This is a genomic window from Acaricomes phytoseiuli DSM 14247 (genome assembly GCF_000376245.1).
GTDB classification, from domain to species: domain Bacteria; phylum Actinomycetota; class Actinomycetes; order Actinomycetales; family Micrococcaceae; genus Renibacterium; species Renibacterium phytoseiuli.
In genome coordinates this window covers 22,408-43,518 of record NZ_AQXM01000046.1, presented here as the reverse complement: position 1 = coordinate 43,518, position 21,111 = coordinate 22,408, and the positions used below count along the sequence as shown (strand labels likewise).

Annotated in this window: 16 protein-coding genes; 4 read left to right on the top strand and 12 right to left on the bottom strand. The window is 57.2% G+C overall.

Annotation, left to right across the window (positions count from 1 at the left end; genetic code table 11):
• A partial coding sequence (locus C501_RS13890) for an LGFP repeat-containing protein (protein WP_026174564.1) occupies window positions 1-203 on the top strand: 203 nt, incomplete at its 5' end.
• Between the two features lie 5 nt (window positions 204-208).
• Here C501_RS13890 and C501_RS0103360 read toward each other — a convergent pair.
• The 5 genes from C501_RS0103360 to C501_RS0103340 all read right to left on the bottom strand — a co-directional run bounded on the left by C501_RS0103360 (window position 209) and on the right by C501_RS0103340 (window position 4,761).
• Window positions 209-1,573 (bottom strand): lipopolysaccharide biosynthesis protein, encoded by a 1,365-nt coding sequence (locus C501_RS0103360; RefSeq protein ID WP_156807605.1) that lies wholly within the window; start codon window positions 1,571-1,573, stop codon window positions 209-211.
• Between the two features lie 95 nt (window positions 1,574-1,668).
• Window positions 1,669-2,691, bottom strand: coding sequence for a glycosyltransferase family 2 protein (locus C501_RS0103355; RefSeq protein WP_083906524.1), 1,023 nt, complete (start codon window positions 2,689-2,691; stop codon window positions 1,669-1,671).
• Window positions 2,688-3,584: a glycosyltransferase family 2 protein gene (locus tag C501_RS0103350; RefSeq protein WP_018134216.1), complete on the bottom strand. Its 897-nt coding sequence runs from the start codon at window positions 3,582-3,584 to the stop codon at window positions 2,688-2,690. Before C501_RS0103350 ends, C501_RS0103355 begins: the two co-directional genes overlap by 4 nt.
• Entirely contained in the window at window positions 3,581-3,991 is a 411-nt protein-coding gene (locus tag C501_RS12375) for a DUF2304 domain-containing protein (protein WP_018134215.1), read from the bottom strand. Before C501_RS12375 ends, C501_RS0103350 begins: the two co-directional genes overlap by 4 nt.
• A complete protein-coding gene (locus tag C501_RS0103340; protein ID WP_043568093.1) occupies window positions 3,988-4,761 on the bottom strand; it encodes a glycosyltransferase family 2 protein in 774 nt (257 codons plus the stop codon). Before C501_RS0103340 ends, C501_RS12375 begins: the two co-directional genes overlap by 4 nt.
• Window positions 4,762-5,078: 317 nt before the next feature.
• On the opposite strand from C501_RS0103340, the gene C501_RS0103335 reads away from it, so the two are divergent.
• Both C501_RS0103335 and C501_RS0103330 read left to right on the top strand, forming a co-directional pair.
• On the top strand, window positions 5,079-7,127 hold the full coding sequence (locus C501_RS0103335) for a DUF6541 family protein (RefSeq protein ID WP_018134213.1): 2,049 nt from the start codon (window positions 5,079-5,081) through the stop codon (window positions 7,125-7,127).
• Window positions 7,118-8,242 carry an ABC transporter substrate-binding protein gene (locus C501_RS0103330; RefSeq protein ID WP_083906523.1) on the top strand — a complete coding sequence of 375 codons (1,125 nt, stop codon included), beginning with the start codon at window positions 7,118-7,120 and terminating at the stop codon, window positions 8,240-8,242. The genes C501_RS0103335 and C501_RS0103330 overlap by 10 nt, the downstream gene beginning before the upstream one ends.
• Window positions 8,243-8,264: 22 nt before the next feature.
• On the opposite strand, the gene C501_RS0103325 is transcribed toward C501_RS0103330, so the two are convergent.
• From C501_RS0103325 to C501_RS12370, 5 genes are all read right to left on the bottom strand, one after another.
• Window positions 8,265-8,996, bottom strand: a complete 732-nt coding sequence (locus C501_RS0103325; protein ID WP_026174563.1) for an ABC transporter ATP-binding protein — start codon at window positions 8,994-8,996, stop codon at window positions 8,265-8,267.
• A gap of 8 nt (window positions 8,997-9,004) precedes the next feature.
• Entirely contained in the window at window positions 9,005-9,895 is an 891-nt protein-coding gene (locus C501_RS0103320) for an ABC transporter permease (protein WP_018134210.1), read from the bottom strand.
• On the bottom strand, window positions 9,892-11,904 hold the full coding sequence (locus C501_RS0103315) for a glycosyltransferase (RefSeq protein ID WP_018134209.1): 2,013 nt from the start codon (window positions 11,902-11,904) through the stop codon (window positions 9,892-9,894). Before C501_RS0103315 ends, C501_RS0103320 begins: the two co-directional genes overlap by 4 nt.
• On the bottom strand, window positions 11,901-13,085 hold the full coding sequence (gene glf / locus C501_RS0103310) for a UDP-galactopyranose mutase (protein WP_018134208.1): 1,185 nt from the start codon (window positions 13,083-13,085) through the stop codon (window positions 11,901-11,903). Before glf ends, C501_RS0103315 begins: the two co-directional genes overlap by 4 nt.
• A 166-nt stretch (window positions 13,086-13,251) precedes the next feature.
• A complete protein-coding gene (locus C501_RS12370) occupies window positions 13,252-13,716 on the bottom strand; it encodes a hypothetical protein (RefSeq protein WP_156807604.1) in 465 nt (154 codons plus the stop codon).
• A gap of 338 nt (window positions 13,717-14,054) precedes the next feature.
• On the opposite strand from C501_RS12370, the gene C501_RS0103300 reads away from it, so the two are divergent.
• Window positions 14,055-14,303, top strand: coding sequence for a WhiB family transcriptional regulator (locus C501_RS0103300; protein ID WP_018134206.1), 249 nt, complete (start codon window positions 14,055-14,057; stop codon window positions 14,301-14,303).
• A 120-nt stretch (window positions 14,304-14,423) separates the two neighbouring features.
• On the opposite strand, the gene C501_RS0103295 is transcribed toward C501_RS0103300, so the two are convergent.
• Together C501_RS0103295 and C501_RS0103290 are read right to left on the bottom strand one after the other, a co-directional pair.
• Window positions 14,424-15,947, bottom strand: a complete 1,524-nt coding sequence (locus C501_RS0103295) for a sensor histidine kinase (protein WP_026174562.1) — start codon at window positions 15,945-15,947, stop codon at window positions 14,424-14,426.
• A 24-nt stretch (window positions 15,948-15,971) separates the two neighbouring features.
• Window positions 15,972-21,020, bottom strand: a complete 5,049-nt coding sequence (locus tag C501_RS0103290; protein WP_018134204.1) for an NAD-glutamate dehydrogenase — start codon at window positions 21,018-21,020, stop codon at window positions 15,972-15,974.
• Window positions 21,021-21,111 lie beyond the last annotated feature (91 nt).

Sequence of the window (21,111 nt, the reverse complement as noted above, 5' to 3'; positions counted from 1 at the left end):
GATTCATCAACTGGTCCCCTAACACCGGAGCCCAACCCAGCCCTAACGGCGGAATCCGCAACCGCTGGGCCTCCATGGGCTACGAAAGCGGACCCATGGGCTACCCCAGGTCAGGAGAAATCCGTTCTGGAAATAATGTCTACCAGCGCTTCCAAGGCGGCGAGATCTGGTGGGCTCCGAACGGTCAGACCTGGACCCGTTGATGCTGTTAATGTTGACGCTGCGCTTCTCTGCGCCTTAAGCCTCGCAAGTAAAGAACGGCGACAGCTAGGGAAGCAACAACCACCAGGACACTAGTGACAATGCTGGTCGTAAGATCTGTGGGCAGCAAGAGCCCGGCAAGACTTATGGCCAAAGCGAAGACTAGGCCTTTAAGTAAGAACCCTAGATCAAGCAGGTTCCGATCCATACGCCATACCAAGAAGCAGTAAACAAGCCCCAGCACCAGATACGATGCGACTTGTACCGCACCAGTCAGGAATAAGTCTCCCGCTCTAGCGGGAATAGCAGCGCCTAAAAGCGCTAGCGCAGCTACCACCGGGGTAACGACGCTCATAATCTTGGTCCGAGCGATAGCGAAAAGCTGTGTGGTCGCCATCAAGAACATGATGTACCCATAACCGATGAGCGGGAACAGCCTTGCCAACCGTAAAAGCTCATCATCAACCCCGGGGGCGATGATTGCTGCTGCTAGCACAGCCACCCCACTGCCACCGAACGCGAGCAGCATACCGACGCCCACAGCCTCATGCTGGACTGCTCGCACCTCTCCCCGGGGGTCTGTGCCCCGGTGCGCGAAGATCGTCGTTTGCCAGACATTGGATAAAGCCATCACGACCGCCAGAGCACCTAGCGCCAGGGTGAGCACGGCGTTATAAAGCCCCGCCACCGCCACCCCTTGAAAGGCGCTCACAAGGAACGGCTCGCCCTGCAGCATCAGAACCAAAGCAATACTATGCGGCAGGACTGGTAGCGCAGTTCGTATGGCACCACGGAGCGCCCTCGGATACCTGAACGGATGACGAGGTTTGCTAGTGACTACAGTCAGCACCGAAGCAGCAGCCACTGCCAAGGCAAAAGCAGTCATATAGACAGTAGCTGTTGGCGCTAGAACCGTGATCGCGATAACTCCGAAGAAGTGACCCAAAGCTGTTGCCACTACCGTAATGGTGACAAAAGAAAATGCCCGGTGGTCCGAACGCAGAAATGCCAGGCCCATCTGAGTGATTCCGTGCATTCCGATGATCGCTATGGAGATCAGATAGGGAAGATTGTCATCGAATAAACCACCGCTCCCCCAGAAAACGCCGAAAATCAACAGCGCGAGGGCCGCAAAAAATATGCTGACTAGAACTCCGAAGGCATTGATGGACCTGGCTTTCGCCGGACCGCTCGCACCATGGAAGAAAATACTGCTAATCGCCTGTGGCAACCCTGCGGATAGCGCTATCAACCCTACGGAGATCAGGCTCAACGAGAGGCTGACCTGGCCCCATTGATGCTCATCAAGGATCCTGATCGCAAATGGCTGGACGAGGGGCAGCCCAAGGCCCTGGACCACTGCAGCCAGCAAGTAGAGAAGCCGATGATGGGCCGGCGGGCTCATCTGGCTAGATCGCAATGGCTGCGGAGAGGCCGCTGCGGCTCCTTGAGGCTGCGTGTCAGGGCTCATGCTGTCTCTGTCTGCTTCATCCCAAAGGTCCGTCCGACATGCCAGCGGTACATCGTCCGGTATAACCAGGGGGCCACTTTGAGCAAGATAGCAGAGATGGCCATCTGCGGCCATACCGGCAGCAGCGTCAGAAGCTGCCTAAAAGATAGTGAACGGCGCAAATACTTTAGGACCTGTTGATTACCGTGGCCGTTATTATCAGAAAAAATCCCGCCCGAGTAAGTCATGACGGTAAGGAAAGCCGTAAGAGAATCCCATGAGCGCTGCTGCACCTCAGCCAGAGCAGAATCAGCTATGCCATCGCGAACACCGTCGAGTGTTTGCTCAATATAGTCAGTTGAGGGCAACTGGCTCCAGGTCAGGGAGTTCTGCTGGATGTGATACAGGTAAACCTCAGCCTCTGTGAATAACACCGTCGAGCTGTAAGAATAAGCTGAAACATTAAAGACTAAGTCTTCGTAACGAACCAGAGCATCCGGGAAAGCTATTTCCTGCAGTATCTCCCGGCGATAGAGCTTGCCGTGCAGGTAATTCCAAGTCTTTCCTTGAAGCGCCGCATTGAGCGTATCTATCCCAGAGTTCTTTCCTTGCCACTGATCTGGACGAGACTGTTGGTGTCCGCCGGAAACAGCTATATGAGCGGCGGCTACGACATCTATATCGGGTTCCAGAAGAGACGCCAAAGTGCTCAAAGCCTGTGGCAGCAACTCATCGTCGCAGTCCAGAAAAACTGCACAGTCGCCCCGCATCTCCCTGATTCCCAGGTTCCGTGCAGCACTAGGCCCTTGATTGTATTCCTGGCGAAAAAGCCTGATCCGCTCATTACCCGACTGCTCGGCGAAGTCCGCTACCAGTTCGGGGCCACGATCAGACGAACAGTCATCTATTACCAAGAGCTCCCACCTGGGGAAATCCTGCTTCAAGACGCTATTGATGGCTTGTTCCACCGTGCCCGCACCATTGTATAAGGGCACGATCACCGAAACGAGCGGCAGTCCTGCTTGTTCAGCGGGCGTCAAGGCTTAACCGCGTGACGAGTCAAACGGCGCGCACCATCCCACATTCCCTTAGTGATCACTTTCGGTAAGAGAGAGAGCGCATTAAGGCGTGAGGTGAGATGCAACTTTGCACTTTTAGCGGCGTCTTCCCAGCCGAGCCGCTTGAAATCCCTGACGCATTCGTCGAAGAATGCTCGCTCTTCGGCAAACCGTCGGCCGTCAAGCGCCTTGACTGATGAATCAGACTCCCGGTGCCTGCGGTACTGGAAGCATTCCTCCTCGACGACCGCCATCTTGCCACCATCCATAATGATGTCCATAGCCAAAGCGAGGTCCTGAACCACATTGTATTGTTCACGGAAATCATGCTTGAGTATGGCTTCAGCACGCCAGGCCACAGACGGGAAATACAACCAGTCACCGGTGATCAGGCTCTTTGCCAGCGGTTCCCCTGCCACAATGGCTTCGCTCGAAGAGCCGGCCAGCATCCGGCGGAGTCGGTCCTTGACCTTATCGCCCAGAGGACGATAAGTAGTACCGTTCTCATCAATCACAGCAACTCCGGGTTGCACGATCTTGATATCGGGGTTGGCCATGGCGTTTCGGATAACCTTGGTGTAGTTGGGAAGCATGAGGTCATCAGCACCCATCACCACAACAATGTCATGCTCCACTAATCCGAGGCATTTCTTGTAGTTCCCGTTGGCGCCCAGATTCTCTTCATTACGGTAATACCGCACTCTGGAGTCCGACTCGACGAGTTGCCGGAAGTACTCCGGAAGCGAATCATCAGGGTATCCATCGTCGACAATCGTCAGCTTCAGATCGCGGTCTTCTTGTGTCAAGACCGAGTCAACTGCAGCTTTCATCATTTCAACATCGCCGTAGTACGGCAGCATGACATCGATTGTCATTCTTCTTCTCCCGAGGTCCTGCGCTCCAAGGCGCTTTCAGCAGTATTCCGAGGGGTACCATTCTGTGATTCGTTCGAAAGCTGATCCACTGTAGAACGAAGAATCGCGATTTCCTCAGCCAGGGTACGAGTCTCATCTTCCAGAATCGTCAGTTCCCGAGCCGCATGCAGGCTAACACCCATTAAGAGGACGATCGACAAGGCAAACAGCAGATTAACCGGTACCTGAACTCCGACTAGATTAGCCGCCCAATCCAACAAACTCGGAACCAACGCCAAGAGCAGCATCAGCGCACCGATAATGAGCCACAATATTGCGTACTTCTCGCGAAGCTTACCCCAACGCAGCAAGGCACCCACCACGATCATCATGACCAAAGAAATCACTAGGAATACCGCGATACTCATGACGACAGGCCTTCCGTCCGGTACGGGGTCTCGATACCCGCCGGTTCGTCGTAGGTGGCAGAACGCTTACGGGCTAACGCAAAACAGAGCACCAACCCGGAGCGAGCCAGATAGATCATCGCTTTAAAGGGGCTGTGACTGGGACTCCCTGCTTGCCGCTGACGCATCTCCACGGGAACCTGGACAACCTTGCAACCGGACTTCATAGCGACGACCAGGGAGTCGATCGTATCGCCAAGATATTCAGTGGGGAAATGCTCCATATATTGCCGCATAGCCCGCTGATTAGCAGCTCGGAAGCCAGAAGTAACATCAGTGAGCTTGGTTCTTGCCACCCAGGAGATCACCTTGGATAGGACGATCATGGCCCAACGCCGAGGGCCTCGTGCAGAATAGTTCCCTCGACCGGCGAAACGGGCTCCGATAGAAATATCCGCTTCCTGGAGACCCCCCAGAACCCGTGCAATATCTCTAGGGTCATGCTGGCCGTCGGCATCAACTTGTATTGCGGAAGAGTATCCGTGCCTCAGCGCGTAGTTGAAACCGGTCCGCATAGCGCCGCCGACTCCGAGATTGAATGGCAATACGACCACTCTGGCTCCGGCGTTTCGGGCGATCTGCGGGGTGCCGTCATGGGACCCATCATCCACGACCAAAACATCGTATTGCGGAGCGATTTCCAGAATCTCCCGAATGGTGTTTCCAATCGCCTCAGCTTCATTCCAAGCCGGGACGATGATTAGGGTATCCGGCTTGCTCGACTGGCTCATGATGCCCCAGTGTATCAACGCCAAGCCTCAGCTTCGTGCAATGCAACACCGCAGAATCCGCCTTTACAAAACGGGGTCAAAGTGAGGTCTTAGGCTTCTCCGAATCTGTCGGGTAGAGTGTTCAAGGTAAGGAAACGGCCAAGGCGCGACTACCTGTCACTGCGATTCCGCTAAAACCCGAGGTGGTCCAAGGCAGCAGGCCGGAGCTTCTTCGCCAGCTGAGCATCTAAAGCCTCAGATAAGCGGAGGATTAGCCGATTAGAAGAGGGCATTGGGTTCTCTCATCGCCTGCCAACGACTCCAGGAGTTCTGTCTAGATGGAATGGTTTCAGCTGCTCTTCTCGCTTCCGGCACTGATTCTGGTCTATTTCATCCCCGGCCTCGTCATCCTCTGGTGCGCAGGCATCAGAGGTCTCAATCTCCTCCTAGCGGCACCCGTCTCAATCACTCTTATCTCCGGTAGCGCAATCGTGCTCGGATTCGTGAATCTCCCCTTCACGCCCGCGGCCGTTGCCATCATTACCGTGATAACGGCGGTGCTGGTTCTGCTCACTCGCTGGCTCTGGAGCTTCCGGGTGCTATCAGCCGGCGAAAAACAATCCGCTTCCACGGCCTTCAAATCCTTGGCTCAGCCGAGCAACCTACTCATTACGCGTTCGCTGCCCCCGACAAAGAAAATTCAGTGGGCCCAGTTCATAGCTATTTCTGGCACCTTCATCGCTGTCGCACTGATTATCGCGGCAAATTACGCTACTAGCATCGGGTCTCCGCAGGCGATCTCCCAAACCTTTGACAACATTTATCACCTCAATGCGGTCAAATACATCGTCGATACCGGCAACGGTTCATCACTGACAATCGGGAATCTCACCGAGGCATCACGCGGATTCTACCCGGCAGGGTTCCACGATGGCGCGGCGCTCTTCGTACAGCTCTCGGGCCAAAGCGTGAACGCGGCCCTTAACTTCGTCAACATCTTCACAGCAGCGGTGATCTGGCCCCTGTCGTGCGCTTTTATGATCTCGCGCTTCTGCGGACCACAGACACGTTATCTGACGATTACCCTGGCGTTAGCCGGTGGATTCAGCGCCTTCCCCTACTTGTCCATGACCTGGGGGGTCCTTTATCCCATTCACGCTGCGCTGGCGATACTCCCTGTCGCCTTGGGTCTCGCCGCAGAATTTATCGGAGTTACTCAGGAGCGTTATCGCAGCTGGCGCGGCAGCCTGCTCGGTCTTTGCGCCGTCGTACCAGGCCTCACACTGACCCACCCCAGCGCGCTTATGGCACTCCTGGTGCTCACCACTCCGATGCTGTTCTACCGGCTTTTCCAGGCTCTGGCTATCCGATCCAAGGCGCTCAGCGTGAAGTGGGTCGTCATCACCGGGATCTACTTAGTAATTCTCACTGGCGCATGGCTTACTCTTCGTCCGGACCTGGGCGGAGCGCCTTGGAGTCAGATTCAGACAGATGCCAGAGCAGTGGGTGAAATTCTCACCAGCGCGCCTATGGGCGAAACCGTCTCTTGGCTTCTGACCATACTCCTCCTGCTCGGATTGACCGTGGTGATCCGACAGTTCCGTACCAGATGGTGGATCCTGGGCGGCTTCTTGGTAACAGCTATCCTCTACGTGCTGGCCTCAGGATGGGGTTCGGGCCGCTTGCGGAGCCTGCTCGTCGGAGTCTGGTACAACGATCCATATCGCCTGGCTGCACTGTTGCCGCTTGCCAGCCTGCCGATTATCGTGCTCGGCGCCAGCGCAGTTTTCAGTTATCTCTACCGAGCGGTCAACCATATCCTTCGAGCTCCTATGACTCGTTCTTTACGGCGCTGGACCCAAGGGGAACATCGTGCACGTTATGCCACGCTCGCGGTCTTCCTGATCCTGCTCATGGCCGGATCGCAGTTTGGCGCACTCAACCGCGTCAAACAGAACATTCAATCCAGTTTCGAACTGAGTAGGACTTCTCCTTTATTAACTATCGATGAGAGTGAGTTGCTCAAGCAGATACCGGAGATCGTGCCCCCCGATGAAACGATCGTCGCCGCACCTATACAAGGCGGCTCTCTTGTCTACGCTTTAGAGAATCGGAAGACTATCGCACCTCATGCCTTTGGTGATCGGGACGCCGAGGAGACCCTCCTGCTAAGGCACTGGCAAGACGCTAAGATCAATCCCCAGGTCTGCAAGGCCATCAAGGACGAAAAAGCATATTGGGCAATAGATTTCCCTGGCGTTCCTGTCGGTGAGGTCAATGAGAACTTCTCTGGCACCGCAAACCTTGAGGACCAGCCAGAACTCGGTATACGTGAAGTTCTCGCGGTAGGGAACGCCAAGCTCTTCAGGACAACCGCATGCGACTGAACCGCCGCCCTATGAGAATCAGCGATCTGACACCGGAGGAGAACATGCAGCCGATGAGCAGCAGAGGCCAGCTGTCCAGGCGGGCACTGCTTGGTGGCATAGGCGCTAGCCTTGCACTCAGCGGGTGTTCAGCGATCGCTCCGAAAGAGTCGTATCAGCAGGACCAGGCCACTGGTCCCGCAACGATTTCTCATCTCTATGGAACGACGACCATCGATTACATTCCGCAAAAAGTTGTGACTATTGGCCTTGCCTCGCCTTCTATCTGTGTTGACCTTGGTGTCACCCCTATAGCCTTCGGAGCTATTCCAGGTGCGCCGACCGGAGTTATGCCCTGGTTCTATGAGAAATTCGGGAAGATCAAGTCGCCTATTTCCGGGTTCTTCCCCGAGGTCTTCGGCACTGCTGAAGGAATTCCGTTCGAGCGGCTGGGCGAGATAGCCCCTGACCTCATCATCGCGGTCAATTCAAACGTTACCCAAGACGATTATGAGAGACTGTCAGCCATAGCCCCCACAGCCGGACCGCTGGCCCCAAACGGCACCACGCACTGGCGAGACTCCACACGCGCAATCGCTACCCTCTTGCGCAGGGAAGACAGAGCTCAAGAGATCCTCTCGGAGACTGAAAAAGCTTTCCAGCAGGCTCGGGAAAATTATCCTTCCGAGCCGGAGAGAAGCTTCCTCTACATCACTACCGACACTACCGTCGGCTCGCCGTATCAAGTCCACGCCATAGAATCTAATGCGGTCAAGATCATCGAAGAGTTCGGTTTTAGAGGTCAGGGACTGCCCTCAGGCTTCGACCCGGTGCTGACTAAGCCTCCGATGGGGCCGCCGCAGGCAGTTCTGCTTCCGGGGGAAGCCACCAAGACATTACCTGCAGATTTTGTCGCAGTGGAGTTGATCGAACGATCCCCGGATCGTCTCAGAACAGCCAATATAAATACTGAAAACCTAAGGAACTTACCCGGTTACGATCAAGGCGCTCAAGCTATTCTTGATTGGCGGAATGAAGCATTGGCGCTTATCGACGCTTCTCCCCTCGGTATCCGTACCGTAGCCGAGGGCCTTGCCGCTAAGCTAAGCCGGGCCGCATATCTCAGCTCGGTCTAGCTTCTACTGGCAGCAAACTCACCTAAGAACCTTGACGCAGCTGAGCAACCGCGTCATTGATGCTTCCGTCGAAAGTAATGCGCCCGTGCTCCAGCAGAACCCCACGAAAACAAATCCGAGATACTAAATCCAGGTCGTGGCTGACCACTACTAGCGTTCTTCCCGCCGCGATCAGCTCCTGGATCTTAGCGATACATTTCCTCTGGAACGGCTCATCACCAACCGCCAGGATTTCATCTACGAGGAAGATTTCCGGATCAGTATGAACGGCTACAGAGAAGGCCAGCCGCAAGTACATTCCCGAAGAATAGAACTTGACCTCAGTGTCGATGAATTGTCCGATTTCGGCGAACTCCACGATGGAATCGAACCGGTCTTTGATCTGTTCTTCGCTCATACCCAGAATGGCACCATTGAGAAAAACGTTATCCCTACCGGTCAAGTCATGATGAAATCCGGCACCAACCTCGATCAGTCCGGCGACCCTGCCACCAACTCCAACAGTTCCTGAGTCTGGAAGCATGACCCCGGAAATATGCTTGAGTAGAGTGGATTTACCTGAACCGTTAAGGCCCAGCAGTGCTACCGCCTCCCCCTCTTGTACCCTGAGCGTTACATCGGAGAGCGCATTGAATCTCTCCGTCAGATCGCCTTTACGTCCTTTGATCAGCCACACGAAAGCTTCTTTGATCGAACGACTATGACGCAGCACAAACCGCTTAGTAATAGCAGAAACTTCAATAGCAGTAGTCATGACTCCCCTCAGAGTTCCTGAGCGAAACGGCCCTCAAGCCGCCGGAATGTGAGCTGACCGAGGAACAGCACAGCTAAGGAAATAACGAGCCCGACTGGAACCCAGAAGGAGAACAGGTTGGGCATGGCGATATTTTCCGCACCGCTAGTAGCACTCCAAAAAGCAACGTGGAAAACCTCTACCGCCACGGTCATCGGATTCGCCTGATAGATAGTGAAGAGAACTTGTCCGATAACCCCGGCTTCCTGGGCCCTGGTGAAAACTGTCTGAATTGGGTAGAGCACGGGTGATATCCAGGTAGCCACCATAAGTAGCATGTCAACGAAATTTTCGGAATCCCGGAAGTATACATTCGCAGCACCAAATAGCAGGCCCAAACCGGTGGCCAGAATAGCCACGATCAGAAAGCCCATCACCGCGGCCAGTAGCTGAATTGCCGTCGGCGGCCAGCCGACAATCAAGCAAGCTCCCAACAAGATGACCAGCTGCGGCAAGAAATGAACCGCGGAAACCCAGACCGAAGCGACTGGAAACAATTCGCGTGGCAGATAGATTTTCTTGATCAGACCGCCGTTACCCACGATAGAGCGCGCCGCATTGCCTAGTGCTTCGGTGAAGAAATTCACCAAGATGATCCCGGAGAACAAGTAAATCGCGTAATTATGGAGCCCCTCAGGATTCCGTGGCGACCGCTCCAACCCTAAGAAGACACCCAGTGCAATATAAAAGACCAGGAACTGCACACCGGGCTTGATGTAAGACCAGACTAGTCCGAGAACTGAGCCTCGATAACGGACCTTGAGCTCTTTGCGCACAAGAAGTTTGAGCAGAAAACGTGAACGCAGCACATCACGAAGACCCCTGCCGATACCAGGTTGGCTGAGATTCTCAGTAGTCATCGTCCGTCGCTCTGAGTATGTTCCTCAAAGATCTTTCGCCACGATTCGATGGAAACAAGATCCGGTATCTGCTCACGATAAATCTCCCGAAGCTGCGACCAATTCCGCAAGATTCGGGTATGCAGCTCCACTGCTTCTCCCAATACTTTACGCAGTTGTTTCGGATCCCGTTTATACCAAGAGATAGCAGTTCCTTCTGCATTTGATACAAGGGCACTGTCGTATTGGGATAGCCTCCACCACTTATTATCTTGGTGTGGAACTAGAGTCTGTGGCTTTTCTTGACTCGTCGGCTTGACCGGTTCAACAAGCTGCCGGACAACAGTACGTGCGGTCCACGGGAGCAGCTGCGCATAGCTGGGCATCGTGAACCCACGGCCTTTCTTCGGCGGCCTATCCAGTCCCGGTGCAGGGAAGTCCTCCACCTCCGGTTTGAATTGCGAATCAGAGAATTCATTCGCCATGCTCCGGATCTCCGGTAACTTGGTAGCAAGTAAACCAAAAAGCGCTTGGGGCCCGGCAATAAGGTCCTGGAGCGCCATGATCCGGCCCTTGGCAGTGTAGTACTGCATTGAGATCAGATGCTTGATATCTAATTGGAAGGACTCCCGGACGACCCTCCCACCACGCTCATAAGGACTGTGCAATAGTGCCGTGATGAGCCGATTCCGAGCATGGAAGTAGGCCTGCCAACCAACTAAGTCGTCTTTGTCCACCCAGGAGACATGCCAAACGGCAGCTCCCGGAAGCGAAACCGTGGAATAGCCGCGTGCTTTGGCGCGAAGACCGTACTCGGCGTCATCCCATTTAATGAAAATAGGCAGAGATAAACCGATTTCACGGATGATGGAGGTCGGGATCAAGCACATCCACCAGCCGTTATAATCGACATCGGTCCGCCGATGCAGCCACGGAGTCTGCCTCAAGTTGCTCAGTGCGAAATCATGGCCGAGAGTCGCATCTTCACTCGGCAAATCCGGCTGAATCCGATACGGATTCACAACTTCACCGAAAGTGTGCAGCACGGTGCGGTTGTAAAGATCGAACATATGCCCACCGACGATAGTCGGCCGTTTGCAAAGCTCTGCGAAAGTCAATAATCGGTTGACGCTCTCCGGCTCAACACTGACGTCATCGTCAAGCAATAATGCATAGTCGCTACCAGTCTCTACGGCCTCGAACATCCCCCGAGAGAACCCACCTGAACCGCCCAGGTTATCTTGATCAATAATCCGCAGCTTACCGCCCAAGCCTTTGGCAGCCTCCGCGAAGCCATCTGCCTGAGCGACTTTCTGAGTACCTTGGTCGACTAGGATCACTTCGGCAACGTGTTCAAGGGCTTCAGGCGAGTTGCCGAGCACCCGTAAATTATTGAGGCAGAAGTCAGTTTTATTGAGCGTAGTGATTTCCAGCGTTACGGTGCCCGTGATCTTGCGGTCTGTCTGAGCCTGCCATTGAGCCTCTTCGAGTACTAACTCGTCTTCACCGGCCACAAGGTCGAACCAGTACCAGCCGCCGTCACCGAAAGGCGCAAGTGAAAGGTCGAAGACGGAAATCTGCCCTCCGGAGACTCTGCGTGAAGCCACTCTCTGCAAGGACCCGCGTGCATTTGATTTATAGACCATCACCGAGCCAATACCAGATGTCTGCAAGCTCAGCCGGACCGTCTCAACAACGGTCCAGCGACGCCAATAACTCGCTGGAAAGGCGTTGAAGTAGGTACTAAAAGATAGTTTTGTACTGGGCCGGACTTTTACGGAAGTCCGCGAAAGGAAAGCCTCGACATGAACTTCCTGGCCGTTGTTGTTGCAGCTCACAGGAACCGTATCGCTCTTGCTGTCCTGCTTCTGGCCATTCATCGTGCTGAGTGGAGCCGAAGTTGCGGTACTGGTGTCGACGTAAAGCTGAGCAGTGTCCATCTGTGTCTGCTCGGGCATAATGACCCGCTGCAGAGTCAGATACCCCTCTTCGAGCAAACTACGATCCTGCTGCGCAGCTTTTGCGCTCATGCGTCCACTCCACCACTCTGCAGTTTGGCACCACCGCTGAAGTGCGGTTTGATCGTGTTCTCGAACATAGTGAGCGCCGAGCCGATCGCCATGTGCATATCCAGATACTTATAGGTTCCCAGACGACCACCGAAGAGCATCGCGGGCTCGGCCTTAGCCAGATCCCGGTAAGCCAGAAGCTTACGGCGATCCTCTGCGGTATTCACCGGGTAATAGGGCTCATCGCCTTTTTCCGCGAAGCGGGAGAACTCTCGCATGATCACGGTGGCGTCTTTCGTGTAATCCCGCTCCGGGTGGAAATGCCGGAACTCGTGAATCCTGGTGTACGGCACGTCCTCATCCGGGTAATTCATCACCGAGCAGCCCTGGAAGTCCTCGATGGGCAGCACTTCTTCCTCAAGGTCGATAGTCCGCCAGGAAAGATCGCCCTCGACATAATCGAAGTACTTGTCCACCGGTCCGGTATAAATCACCGGAATCTGGCCGCGTACCGCGGAGCGCCCGAATTCCCCGTCGTCGAAGAAGTCGGTGTTGAGCTGCACCGTGATGTTCGGGTGATCCGCCATCCGTTCGATCCAGGCGGTGTAACCATCAACCGGAAGACCCTCGTAAGTGTCATTGAAGTAGCGGTTGTCATAGGTGTAGCGCACCGGCAAGCGGGAGATGATCGACGCGGGCAAGTCTTTGGGGTCGGTCTGCCACTGCTTCCCGGTGTAGTACTTGATGAAGGCCTCGTAGAGCGGGCGGCCGATAAGCTGTATGCCTTTGTCGTTGAGGTTCTGCGGGTCGGTTCCGGCAAGCTCCCCAGCCTGCTCCTGGATCACGGCCCTGGCTTCCGCCGGGCCATATGAGGAGCGGAAGAACTGATTGATGGTGCCGAGGTTGATTGGCATCGGGTACACCTCGCCTCGATGCGTGGTGTAGACCTTGTGCTGGTAGTTCGTGAAGCTGGTGAAACGGTTGACGTACTCCCAGACTTTCTCATTGGAAGTATGGAACAGATGCGCACCATACCGGTGCACTTCGATCCCGGTCTGCGCCTCGTTCTCGCTGTAGGCATTGCCGCCGATATGGTGCCGTCGGTCCAAGACGACGACCTTCAGGCCCAGTTCCCGAGCCGCTCGCTCCGCGATGGTCAAGCCGAAGAAGCCTGAACCTACAACAACTAGATCAGCGTTCACTCAATATCTCCCGAATGCTTCAGAACAGCGGACAAGCGGCACCACGGAACTCAACGAGCGTGTTCCGGCCAGTATCAAGGGTACCTGACACGGCTCCGCTCAGCGGCTTCTGTCGCAGCGTGTACTCCGAGAATGCACCTTTCTGCTCCGCGGCAGAGCCGGTTCATTAAAGCGCCGGAGGCTGTGCCTGCCGCATCGTAAAAGCCACGACACGTGGCGAGAACAGCAGGATCAACACCAGTATCGGCGGTACCAGAGCCGGGATCGCCAGCCAATAGCCACTGAGCAGCGCCGGAACGATCAGCGTGACCGTGAGCAGTTGCCAGACGAAAGTCGCCGAACGCGTCCAGCGGAATCCCCGAGCCAGTTGAGCCGAGACCGCGGCGAGCCCGCCACCGAATAAGAGGCAGAGAACTACGAGAAATATCCCGCTAGCCAGGGAAGTACCCGAGACCAAGACCTCCCGCTCTCCCGGGAAAAGGCTGACGACGGCGAAGACCGCCGCCACCAAAAGTACGACTGATTCGACGGCGAGTACCACGACGATGAACCATACCCCCCAGGGGCGCTGCGGCCTGAGATCTGCAGGGTGTTCAGCAGGAGAGGGTGTTCCATAGGCGAGGTTCGACACAAAGGAACTTTACCTGAGGCCATCCGGAATAAGCGAGTGCGCGGCTTGGTTGTCATCGTAAGCGCCGGTTCAGGGGGTTCCGAATAATTCCGGGAGCGCTTAAGCTTTCACTGTGACGAATCGCTCACCATTTCATAGTAATTTCTCCGCTTTCACCCCTTGTTTACAGATAGTTAACATGAAACCCTTTAATCAATACCTACAAGGGACTGCCCTCAAGCCGATTTGCGAGACTCTGGACACGGAATCGCAGGGATGCAAGGTGCAGACCCTTTTCTTGTGCAGTCGCTTATGAGTTCTCAGATGCGGCCAAGTCTTAGAAGGAAGTGGTGATAGGCATGGATTGGCGTAGTCGCGCTGCCTGTTTAGACAAAGATCCGGAACTCTTTTTCCCGGTCGGCAATACTGGCCCGGCCCTGTTGCAGATCGAAGAGGCGAAAAACGTCTGCCGCCGCTGCGACGTCACCGATACCTGCTTGCAGTGGGCCCTTGATTCCGGTCAGGATGCTGGCGTCTGGGGCGGGTTGAGCGAAGACGAGCGCCGTGCACTCAAACGGCGGGCGGCCCGTGCTCGCCGGGCCAGCTGATGAGTTAGCCGGCTGAATAACTGGCCAGCTCAACAGCTGAGCTATTGACTATGCCCGCTGCATAATATGCAGCGGGCATAGTCATGTTGAAGTAAAGAATCTAAACCTCTTCACATCTTTTCACGATAGCGGCACCTCGACTTCCACGGAGGTGCCACCGCCCTCTCGCGGTGACCATCTGATCACGCCACCGAGTTCGCTCGTCACCAGAGTACGCACGATCTGCAGCCCCAAACCTGCGAGGAGCTGCTCCCCCGACTGCTGCTCAGTGGGAAGCCCCACGCCGTCGTCCTCCACAGTGACCCGCAACAGCTCACCCGAGATCTCGGGTGATGCAGACTTGCTATCGCCGTTGAGCGGCCGGTGAGGCTCTCGACGGGCTATCAACCGAACAGTACCACCGCGTTCCTCAAGTCCGTGTTCAACAGCGTTGGTCACAAGCTCGTTGATGACAAGAGCCAAAGGCGTGGCCAGATCGCTGGGCAGATCCCCGAACTCGCCTTCGCGTTCGGTTCTGATCTCCTGCTCCGGTGTAGCGACCTCCGCCGCTAACCGAAACTGCCTGCCGATCACTTCATCGAAATCGACGTTCTGGTTCAGCCCCTGGGACAACGTTTCGTGAACCATGGCGATAGTGGCCACCCTGCGCATGGCCTGCTCCAGCCCTAGCCGCCCTTCACTCGAGTGCATACGGCGAGACTGCAGGCGCAGCAGCGCAGCGACCGTCTGCAGGTTGTTCTTGACCCGGTGATGGATCTCCCGGATGGTTGCATCTTTCGTAACCAGTTCTTGTTCCCGGCGGCGCAGCTCCGTGACATCGCGGCAGAGCACGATGGCTCCGAAGCGCGCGGTGGTATTCCGCAGCGGAATAGCGCGCAGGCTCAGGCTGACCCCGTGCGATTCGACTTCGGCCCGCCAGGGCATCCTTCCGTTCACCACGAGCGGCAGCGTCTCATCGACGACCTGGCGTCCCTGCAGCAACCCCGCGGTGACCTCGGCGAGGGAGCGACCCTCCAAGGATTCCACGCCGCCGATCCGGCGGAAAGCTGAAACACCGTTGGGACTGGCGTACTGGACGACCCCGTCGGCGTCGAGGCGGATGAATCCATCACCCACACGAGGGGCCCCGCGGCGCGAACCTGTGGGCGTCGCGAAGTCCGGCCATAAGCCCAGGGTGCCCATCCGCAGCAGATCATAGGCGCTCTGCCGATAGACGAGCTCAAGCCGTGAGGGCAAACGGGACGAAGAGACGTCCAGGTGAGCTGTGACGACCGCTAGCGTACGGCCGTTGCGCACCATGGGCACCGCATCGACTCGAATAGCGGTTTCATCGCTCCAGGCGGCTTCGGCAGACCGCTCAATGGACTGACTCTGCCAGGCGCGTTGTACGAGCGGAAGCAAATCGCCGCGCAGCTTCTCCCCGACGAAGTCCTTGTGGAACACCGTATGCATCGTAGACGGACGTACATGGGCAAGAGCGATGAACCCTTGATCGCCTTCGTGCTGTTCCGGGAACCACAACGCCAGGTCCGCGAAGGCCAGATCCGCGATGAGCTGCCAGTCCCCCACCAGTAGATGCAGCCACTCCGCGTCGCCGGGGCCGAAGTCCGCGTGCTCCTGAATCTGATCGGTGAACATTGCCATCAGTAAAAGTTCCTCAGCCTGGGATCAGCGTCGGACGATGGAGCGCAGAAGTCTCAACGCCACCGACAAGGATGCCATATCGTCCTGTTCACGCTGTTCGACTTCCTCGAACATCGACTTCGCCCGCTCCAGCGGCTCCTGGTTCAGTTCGATCCAAGCCTCTAGCCGCTGCGCTGCGGGCAGTTCCGGGTCGGTGCTCCCCAGAATAGCAACAGTGATATCGGAAACAGTCGCGTAGAGGTCGTCCCGCAGAGCGGCCCGGGCCAGTGCCTGCCAACGATCCCGACGCGGTAGCGCTGAAATCCGGTCGAGCAGGCCATCCACGCCGAAGTGGGAGAAAATCAGGTAATAAGCCTCGGCGATCTTCTCCACCGGCTCCTGCACGCGGCCGCTGATCCTGGCGATTTCGAGGAAGGCGAAGATTTCGAACAGCTCTGACCAGCGAAGGCTCAGCGACTCCGGCATGCCCCAGCTCAGTGCCCGCTGGTATGCAGACGTGACTCGTTCCCGGTCCACACCGTGTAGGTAGTCGAGCAGGCGCTTTCTCAGCTTCTTGACCACCGGCCCGTATTCGGCCACCACTTCCGAGAGCGGGCGGGCTGTCTCCGAATGGTTCAGGAACCAGCGGGTAGCCCGGTCCAGCAACCGGCGGAGATCGAGGTGCACTGCGGTCCGGTGCTCGCTCGGGAACGCCGGAGGCAGCGCTGCGAGATCCCCGAGGATCTCATCGACATCGAAGATCTCCTTGATCGCGACGAAGGCCTTGGCGATAGCGTCCTCACCCGCGTTGGTCTCCTCCATCGCTCGGAACGCGAAGGTGATCCCGCCGATGTTGATGATGTCATTGGCGATCACCGTGGCGATGATCTCACGGCGCAGCGGGTGCGAATCGAGCTCTGCGTCGAAACGCTCGACCAGCTGCTTCGGGAAATAGCTCCGCAGGGTCTTCGCGAACCACGGATCCTCGGAGAGGTCGCTGTCCCGGAGCGCTTTCGTCAATTCGATCTTGGCGTATGCGGCAAGGACCGACAGCTCTGGAGAGGTCAGCCCCTGCCCTCTTTCCAAGCGCTCCCGCAGCTGTTGACTGCTCGGCAGCGCCTCGAGCTGACGATCCAGCTCAGCGTGTTCCTCGAGCCAGTCCATAAAGCGCTCATAGCTGGGGTTCCATTCGACCACCCGGGCCCGGTCACTGAGCAGCATCACGTTCTGCTCGATGTTATCGGCGAGTACCAGCCGTGCCACTTCATCCGTCATTTCAGCGAGGAAGGCGGCCCGGTCCGACTCCGCGAGAGCGCCTGCCGCGACCATCCGGTCCACGAAGATCTTGATGTTCACTTCATGGTCCGAGCAATCCACGCCGGCGGAATTGTCGATGGCATCGCTATTGAGGATGACCCCGTGCAGTGCGGCCTCGACCCGGCCCCGCTGGGTCAGGCCCAGATTTCCGCCCTCGCCGACGACTTTGGCTCTCAGGTCCCGACCATCCACCCGAATCGCGTCATTAGCCCGGTCCCCGACCTCGGAATTCCGCTCCGCGCTGGCTTTGACGTAGGTTCCGATGCCACCGTTGTACAACAAGTCCACGGGTGCAAGCAGAATCGCCCGGAGCACCTCCGGAGGGCTCATCGCGTCGGTCCCCTCCGGCAGATCAAGGGCTCGCCGGACCGGTTCGGAAATCGGTATGGATTTGACGTTACGGGCGAACACTCCGCCGCCTTCACTGATCAGATCGTCATCATAATCTGCCCAGGAAGACCGAGGCAGTCCGAAAAGCCTGCCCCGTTCGGCATAGGAAGCAGCAGCATCCGGCTCGGGGTCCAGGAAGATATGACGGTGATCGAAAGCCGCGACCAGCTGAATGTGCTCGGAGAGCAACATAGCGTTGCCGAAGACATCACCGGACATATCGCCGATTCCGGCCACGGTGAATTCCTCGCTCTGGGTATCCAGGCCGAATTCGCTGAAATGCTGTTTGACCGATTCCCACGCGCCCCGGGCGGTGATGCCCATGGCTTTATGGTCGTAGCCGACTGAGCCACCGGAGGCGAAGGCGTCGCCGAGCCAGAAACCATAATCAGCGGAGATCCCATTAGCGATATCCGAGAAAGCCGCGGTGCCCTTATCAGCGGCCACCACCAGATAACTGTCATCGCCGTCGTATCGGACCACTCGATCCGGAGGTATGATCTCCTCACCGTTGTCGGTGAGCGTGACGTTATCGCTGAGATCAAGCATACCCCTGATGAACGTGCGGTAGCTTTCCGTGCCTTCGGCCAGCCAGGCGGCGCGATCAGCACTCGGATCCGGTAGGCGCTTAGCGAAGAAACCTCCTTTAGCACCGGTCGGTACGATCACGGCGTTCTTGACGATCTGGGCTTTGACCAGGCCCAGGATCTCCGTGCGAAAGTCCTCGCGCCGATCAGACCAGCGCAAACCGCCCCGGGCGACTTCCCCAAAGCGCAGATGCACGCCTTCGACCCTGGGCGAATAGACCCAAAATTCTGCGAAAGGTCTGGGCGAAGGCAGGCCTTCGATGGCGGTGGGCCGGAACTTGACCGATAAGTAAGGCTTCTCCTGGAAATAATTCGTGCGCAAGGTGGCCTCGATCAGCTGGGCTATGGTCCGCAGCAAGCGATCCGCGTCCAGAGTCGCTACCTGCTCCAGGCCCTCATCGAGGCTAGCTCTGGCTTCGTCTATCCGCTGGCCGCGCTCCGTCTCATCGAGGTCGGGGTCGAAGCTGGCCTCGAAAAGCGCTACCAGGGATCGCGCCACCACCGGATTCGCCAACAGGGTATCGGAGACGAATTCGTAGGAGTTCGCATTGCCCATCTGACGCAGGTATTTGGCGTAACCTCGCAAGATCATGACCTGCCGCCAGCGCAGGCCTTCACCCAGAACCAGACGATCGAAGGAATCGGATTCGCTCGCGCCGACCATCGCCGCGCCGAAGGCTTCGCTCAGCAGCTCACTTGTCGCCAGCGGATCGACACCTTGCGGGTATTTCAACCCTAAGTCGTAGAGGAAGAATTCGCGGCCGTCAGCGGGAGTGACGGCGAAGGGCCGCTCGTCCAAGACTTCGAGCCCTAGATGATGGAAGAACGGCAGGATCTGACTCAGGCTCTGCGGTTCGGTGAGATAGAGCTTGAGCCTGGCGTCTTCGTGCAGTTCATGGCCGTTGCTTCCCTCGCCTTCCGCGCCCCCGGCAACGGAGCTGGCTGCTGGCAAGTAGATCTTGACCCCAGGCTGCCGGGCAGCTACTTGCCGACCCTGGCTCTCCTGGCCCTGGCTCTCCTGCTCCAGGCTTTCCTGGTCCTCAGCAGAACCTTCATCCTCGCTTGAGCTCTGCCTTGAACTCTGCGCTGCGTGATGCGCTTCGAATCTGCGGATGTCCTCGATAGCGTCTTCGACTTCGAAATCGACCCGATAGCTGGCGGGGAACGCCTCGGCCCACGTCGTTCCCAAGTCCTGCGCGGAATCCGCCAGTACGGACTGTGCCAAGGCCTCGTTGAGACCTTCCGCCCAGGAGCGGGCCACACGCATGAGCCGGCGCTCCAGAGCCTGAGCATCCACAGCGGTGGTATCGGATTCTGGTGCCAGGCGGATCCGGAAGAAAAGCCGTGCCAGTGCCGATTCACTCATCCGCGATTCAAAATCGATTCCCACCGCATCGAAAGTCCTGATCAGCTCAGCCTCGATGCGCCGCCTGACATCGGTGGTGTACCGGTCCCGGGGAATGTAAACCAGAGCCGACATAAAGCGGCCGTAGATGTCCGGGCGCAAGAAGAGCCTGGTGCGGCGCCGTTCCTGAAGACGCATGATGCCGTCGGCGGCGGCGATCAGATCCGGCACATCGATCTGGAAGAGCTCATCCCGGGGGTAGGCTTCCAAAACGCTCAGCAGATCCTTGCCGGAGTGCGAATCCGGAGGGAAGCCGAAATGCCGCAGGACTTCTTCTATCTTTGTCCGGATGACCGGGATAGTACGGGCAGAGACGTGATAAACGGTGGAGGCGAAAAGGCCTAGGAAGCGTTTCTCTCCGCTGACGTTACCGGCGGCATCAAAGGTCTTGATGCCGATGTAGTCCAGATAACCGGGCCGATGCACAGTAGAGCGGGAGTTCGCTTTGTTGATGACCAGGGCTCGTTTCTCCCTGGCTTTGCGCTGGCCCGCCTCCGTGAGATGCCGGACCTCAGCGCCGGTTTCCCGGTCTCGCAGGAGTCCGAGGCCGCTGCCTTCCTGGACCGCGAGGACATCCTCTCCGGCTTCGTCCACGAGGCTGTATTCGCGGTAACCGAGAAAGGTGAAGTTGTCCTGGTCCACCCAGCGCAACAATTCCTCGGCTTCGGCGAGATCACCGATCTTCTGACCCTCCGGTACTGTGCTGAGCTCGGTGATGGCCTGCAGGGCTTTCTGCCGCATCGGCTGCCAGTCTTCGACCGCGGCCCGGACGTCCTCGAGAACGCGCTGAAGACCTTCGAGCAAGCGGGCCCGGCCCGCTTCATCAATCTGGCCCAGCTCGATGGCGATCCAGGACTCCATATGCGAGCTCTGATGATCGGGGGCGATCAGGGCAGAAAGGTCGGGCATAGCCGCGGTGTCTCCACTGGCGACACCCAGATAAGCCGGCACCCGGTCCACTTTGACCAGTTCGTGGTCATCGCGTTCTCTGCTGACCACGAACATCGGGTGCACGACAAGTGTGATCGCAGCTTTCTGCCGGACGATCTCCGCGGTCAGCGAGTCCACCAGGAACGGCATATCGTCGGTAACCACGTAGACGATGGTCTCGCTGAGTTGCCGCGGAGCGTCGTACTCATTGGCCAGGGCGATCTTCGCCTCACCGGGCTGCCGGCTCTGCGCCAGCTGATAATGGGTCAGCGCCCGATTGCGCAGAGTCGCCGGATCGTATTTGGCACGATCCTCTTCCGCGATGTGCTGGTAGTAATCGGTGATGAACCGATCGGCTGTCTCATCATTGAGCAGGGTGCCGGCATTGCTGCTGGTACCCGGATCTCCGCTCTTTCCTGAATCTTCCGATAGCACAGCACGAGTTCGACCCGACGAGTCCGACATGGGATGAAGCCTCCATCACAGTTACCAGCCGCTTCTTCGCAGCTTACGAAACGACACTACCCCGCGCACACCGGCAACACTCTGTTCAACT

Excerpts from the sequence above, each read along its gene's own strand:
- C501_RS0103340 (WP_043568093.1), bottom strand. The coding sequence starts at position 4,761 with ATGAGCCAGTCGAGCAAGCCGGATACCCTAATCATCGTCCCGGCTTGG.
- C501_RS0103315 (WP_018134209.1), bottom strand. The coding sequence starts at position 11,904 with ATGAGCGCAAAAGCTGCGCAGCAGGATCGTAGTTTGCTCGAAGAGGGG.
- C501_RS0103295 (WP_026174562.1), bottom strand. The coding sequence starts at position 15,947 with ATGGCAATGTTCACCGATCAGATTCAGGAGCACGCGGACTTCGGCCCC.
- C501_RS0103290 (WP_018134204.1), bottom strand. The coding sequence starts at position 21,020 with ATGTCGGACTCGTCGGGTCGAACTCGTGCTGTGCTATCGGAAGATTCA.
- C501_RS0103335 (WP_018134213.1), top strand. The coding sequence starts at position 5,079 with ATGGAATGGTTTCAGCTGCTCTTCTCGCTTCCGGCACTGATTCTGGTC.
- C501_RS12375 (WP_018134215.1), bottom strand. The coding sequence starts at position 3,991 with ATGAGTATCGCGGTATTCCTAGTGATTTCTTTGGTCATGATGATCGTG.
- C501_RS0103350 (WP_018134216.1), bottom strand. The coding sequence starts at position 3,584 with ATGACAATCGATGTCATGCTGCCGTACTACGGCGATGTTGAAATGATG.
- C501_RS0103330 (WP_083906523.1), top strand. The coding sequence starts at position 7,118 with ATGCGACTGAACCGCCGCCCTATGAGAATCAGCGATCTGACACCGGAG.
- C501_RS0103325 (WP_026174563.1), bottom strand. The coding sequence starts at position 8,996 with ATGACTACTGCTATTGAAGTTTCTGCTATTACTAAGCGGTTTGTGCTG.
- C501_RS0103320 (WP_018134210.1), bottom strand. The coding sequence starts at position 9,895 with ATGACTACTGAGAATCTCAGCCAACCTGGTATCGGCAGGGGTCTTCGT.
- C501_RS0103300 (WP_018134206.1), top strand. The coding sequence starts at position 14,055 with ATGGATTGGCGTAGTCGCGCTGCCTGTTTAGACAAAGATCCGGAACTC.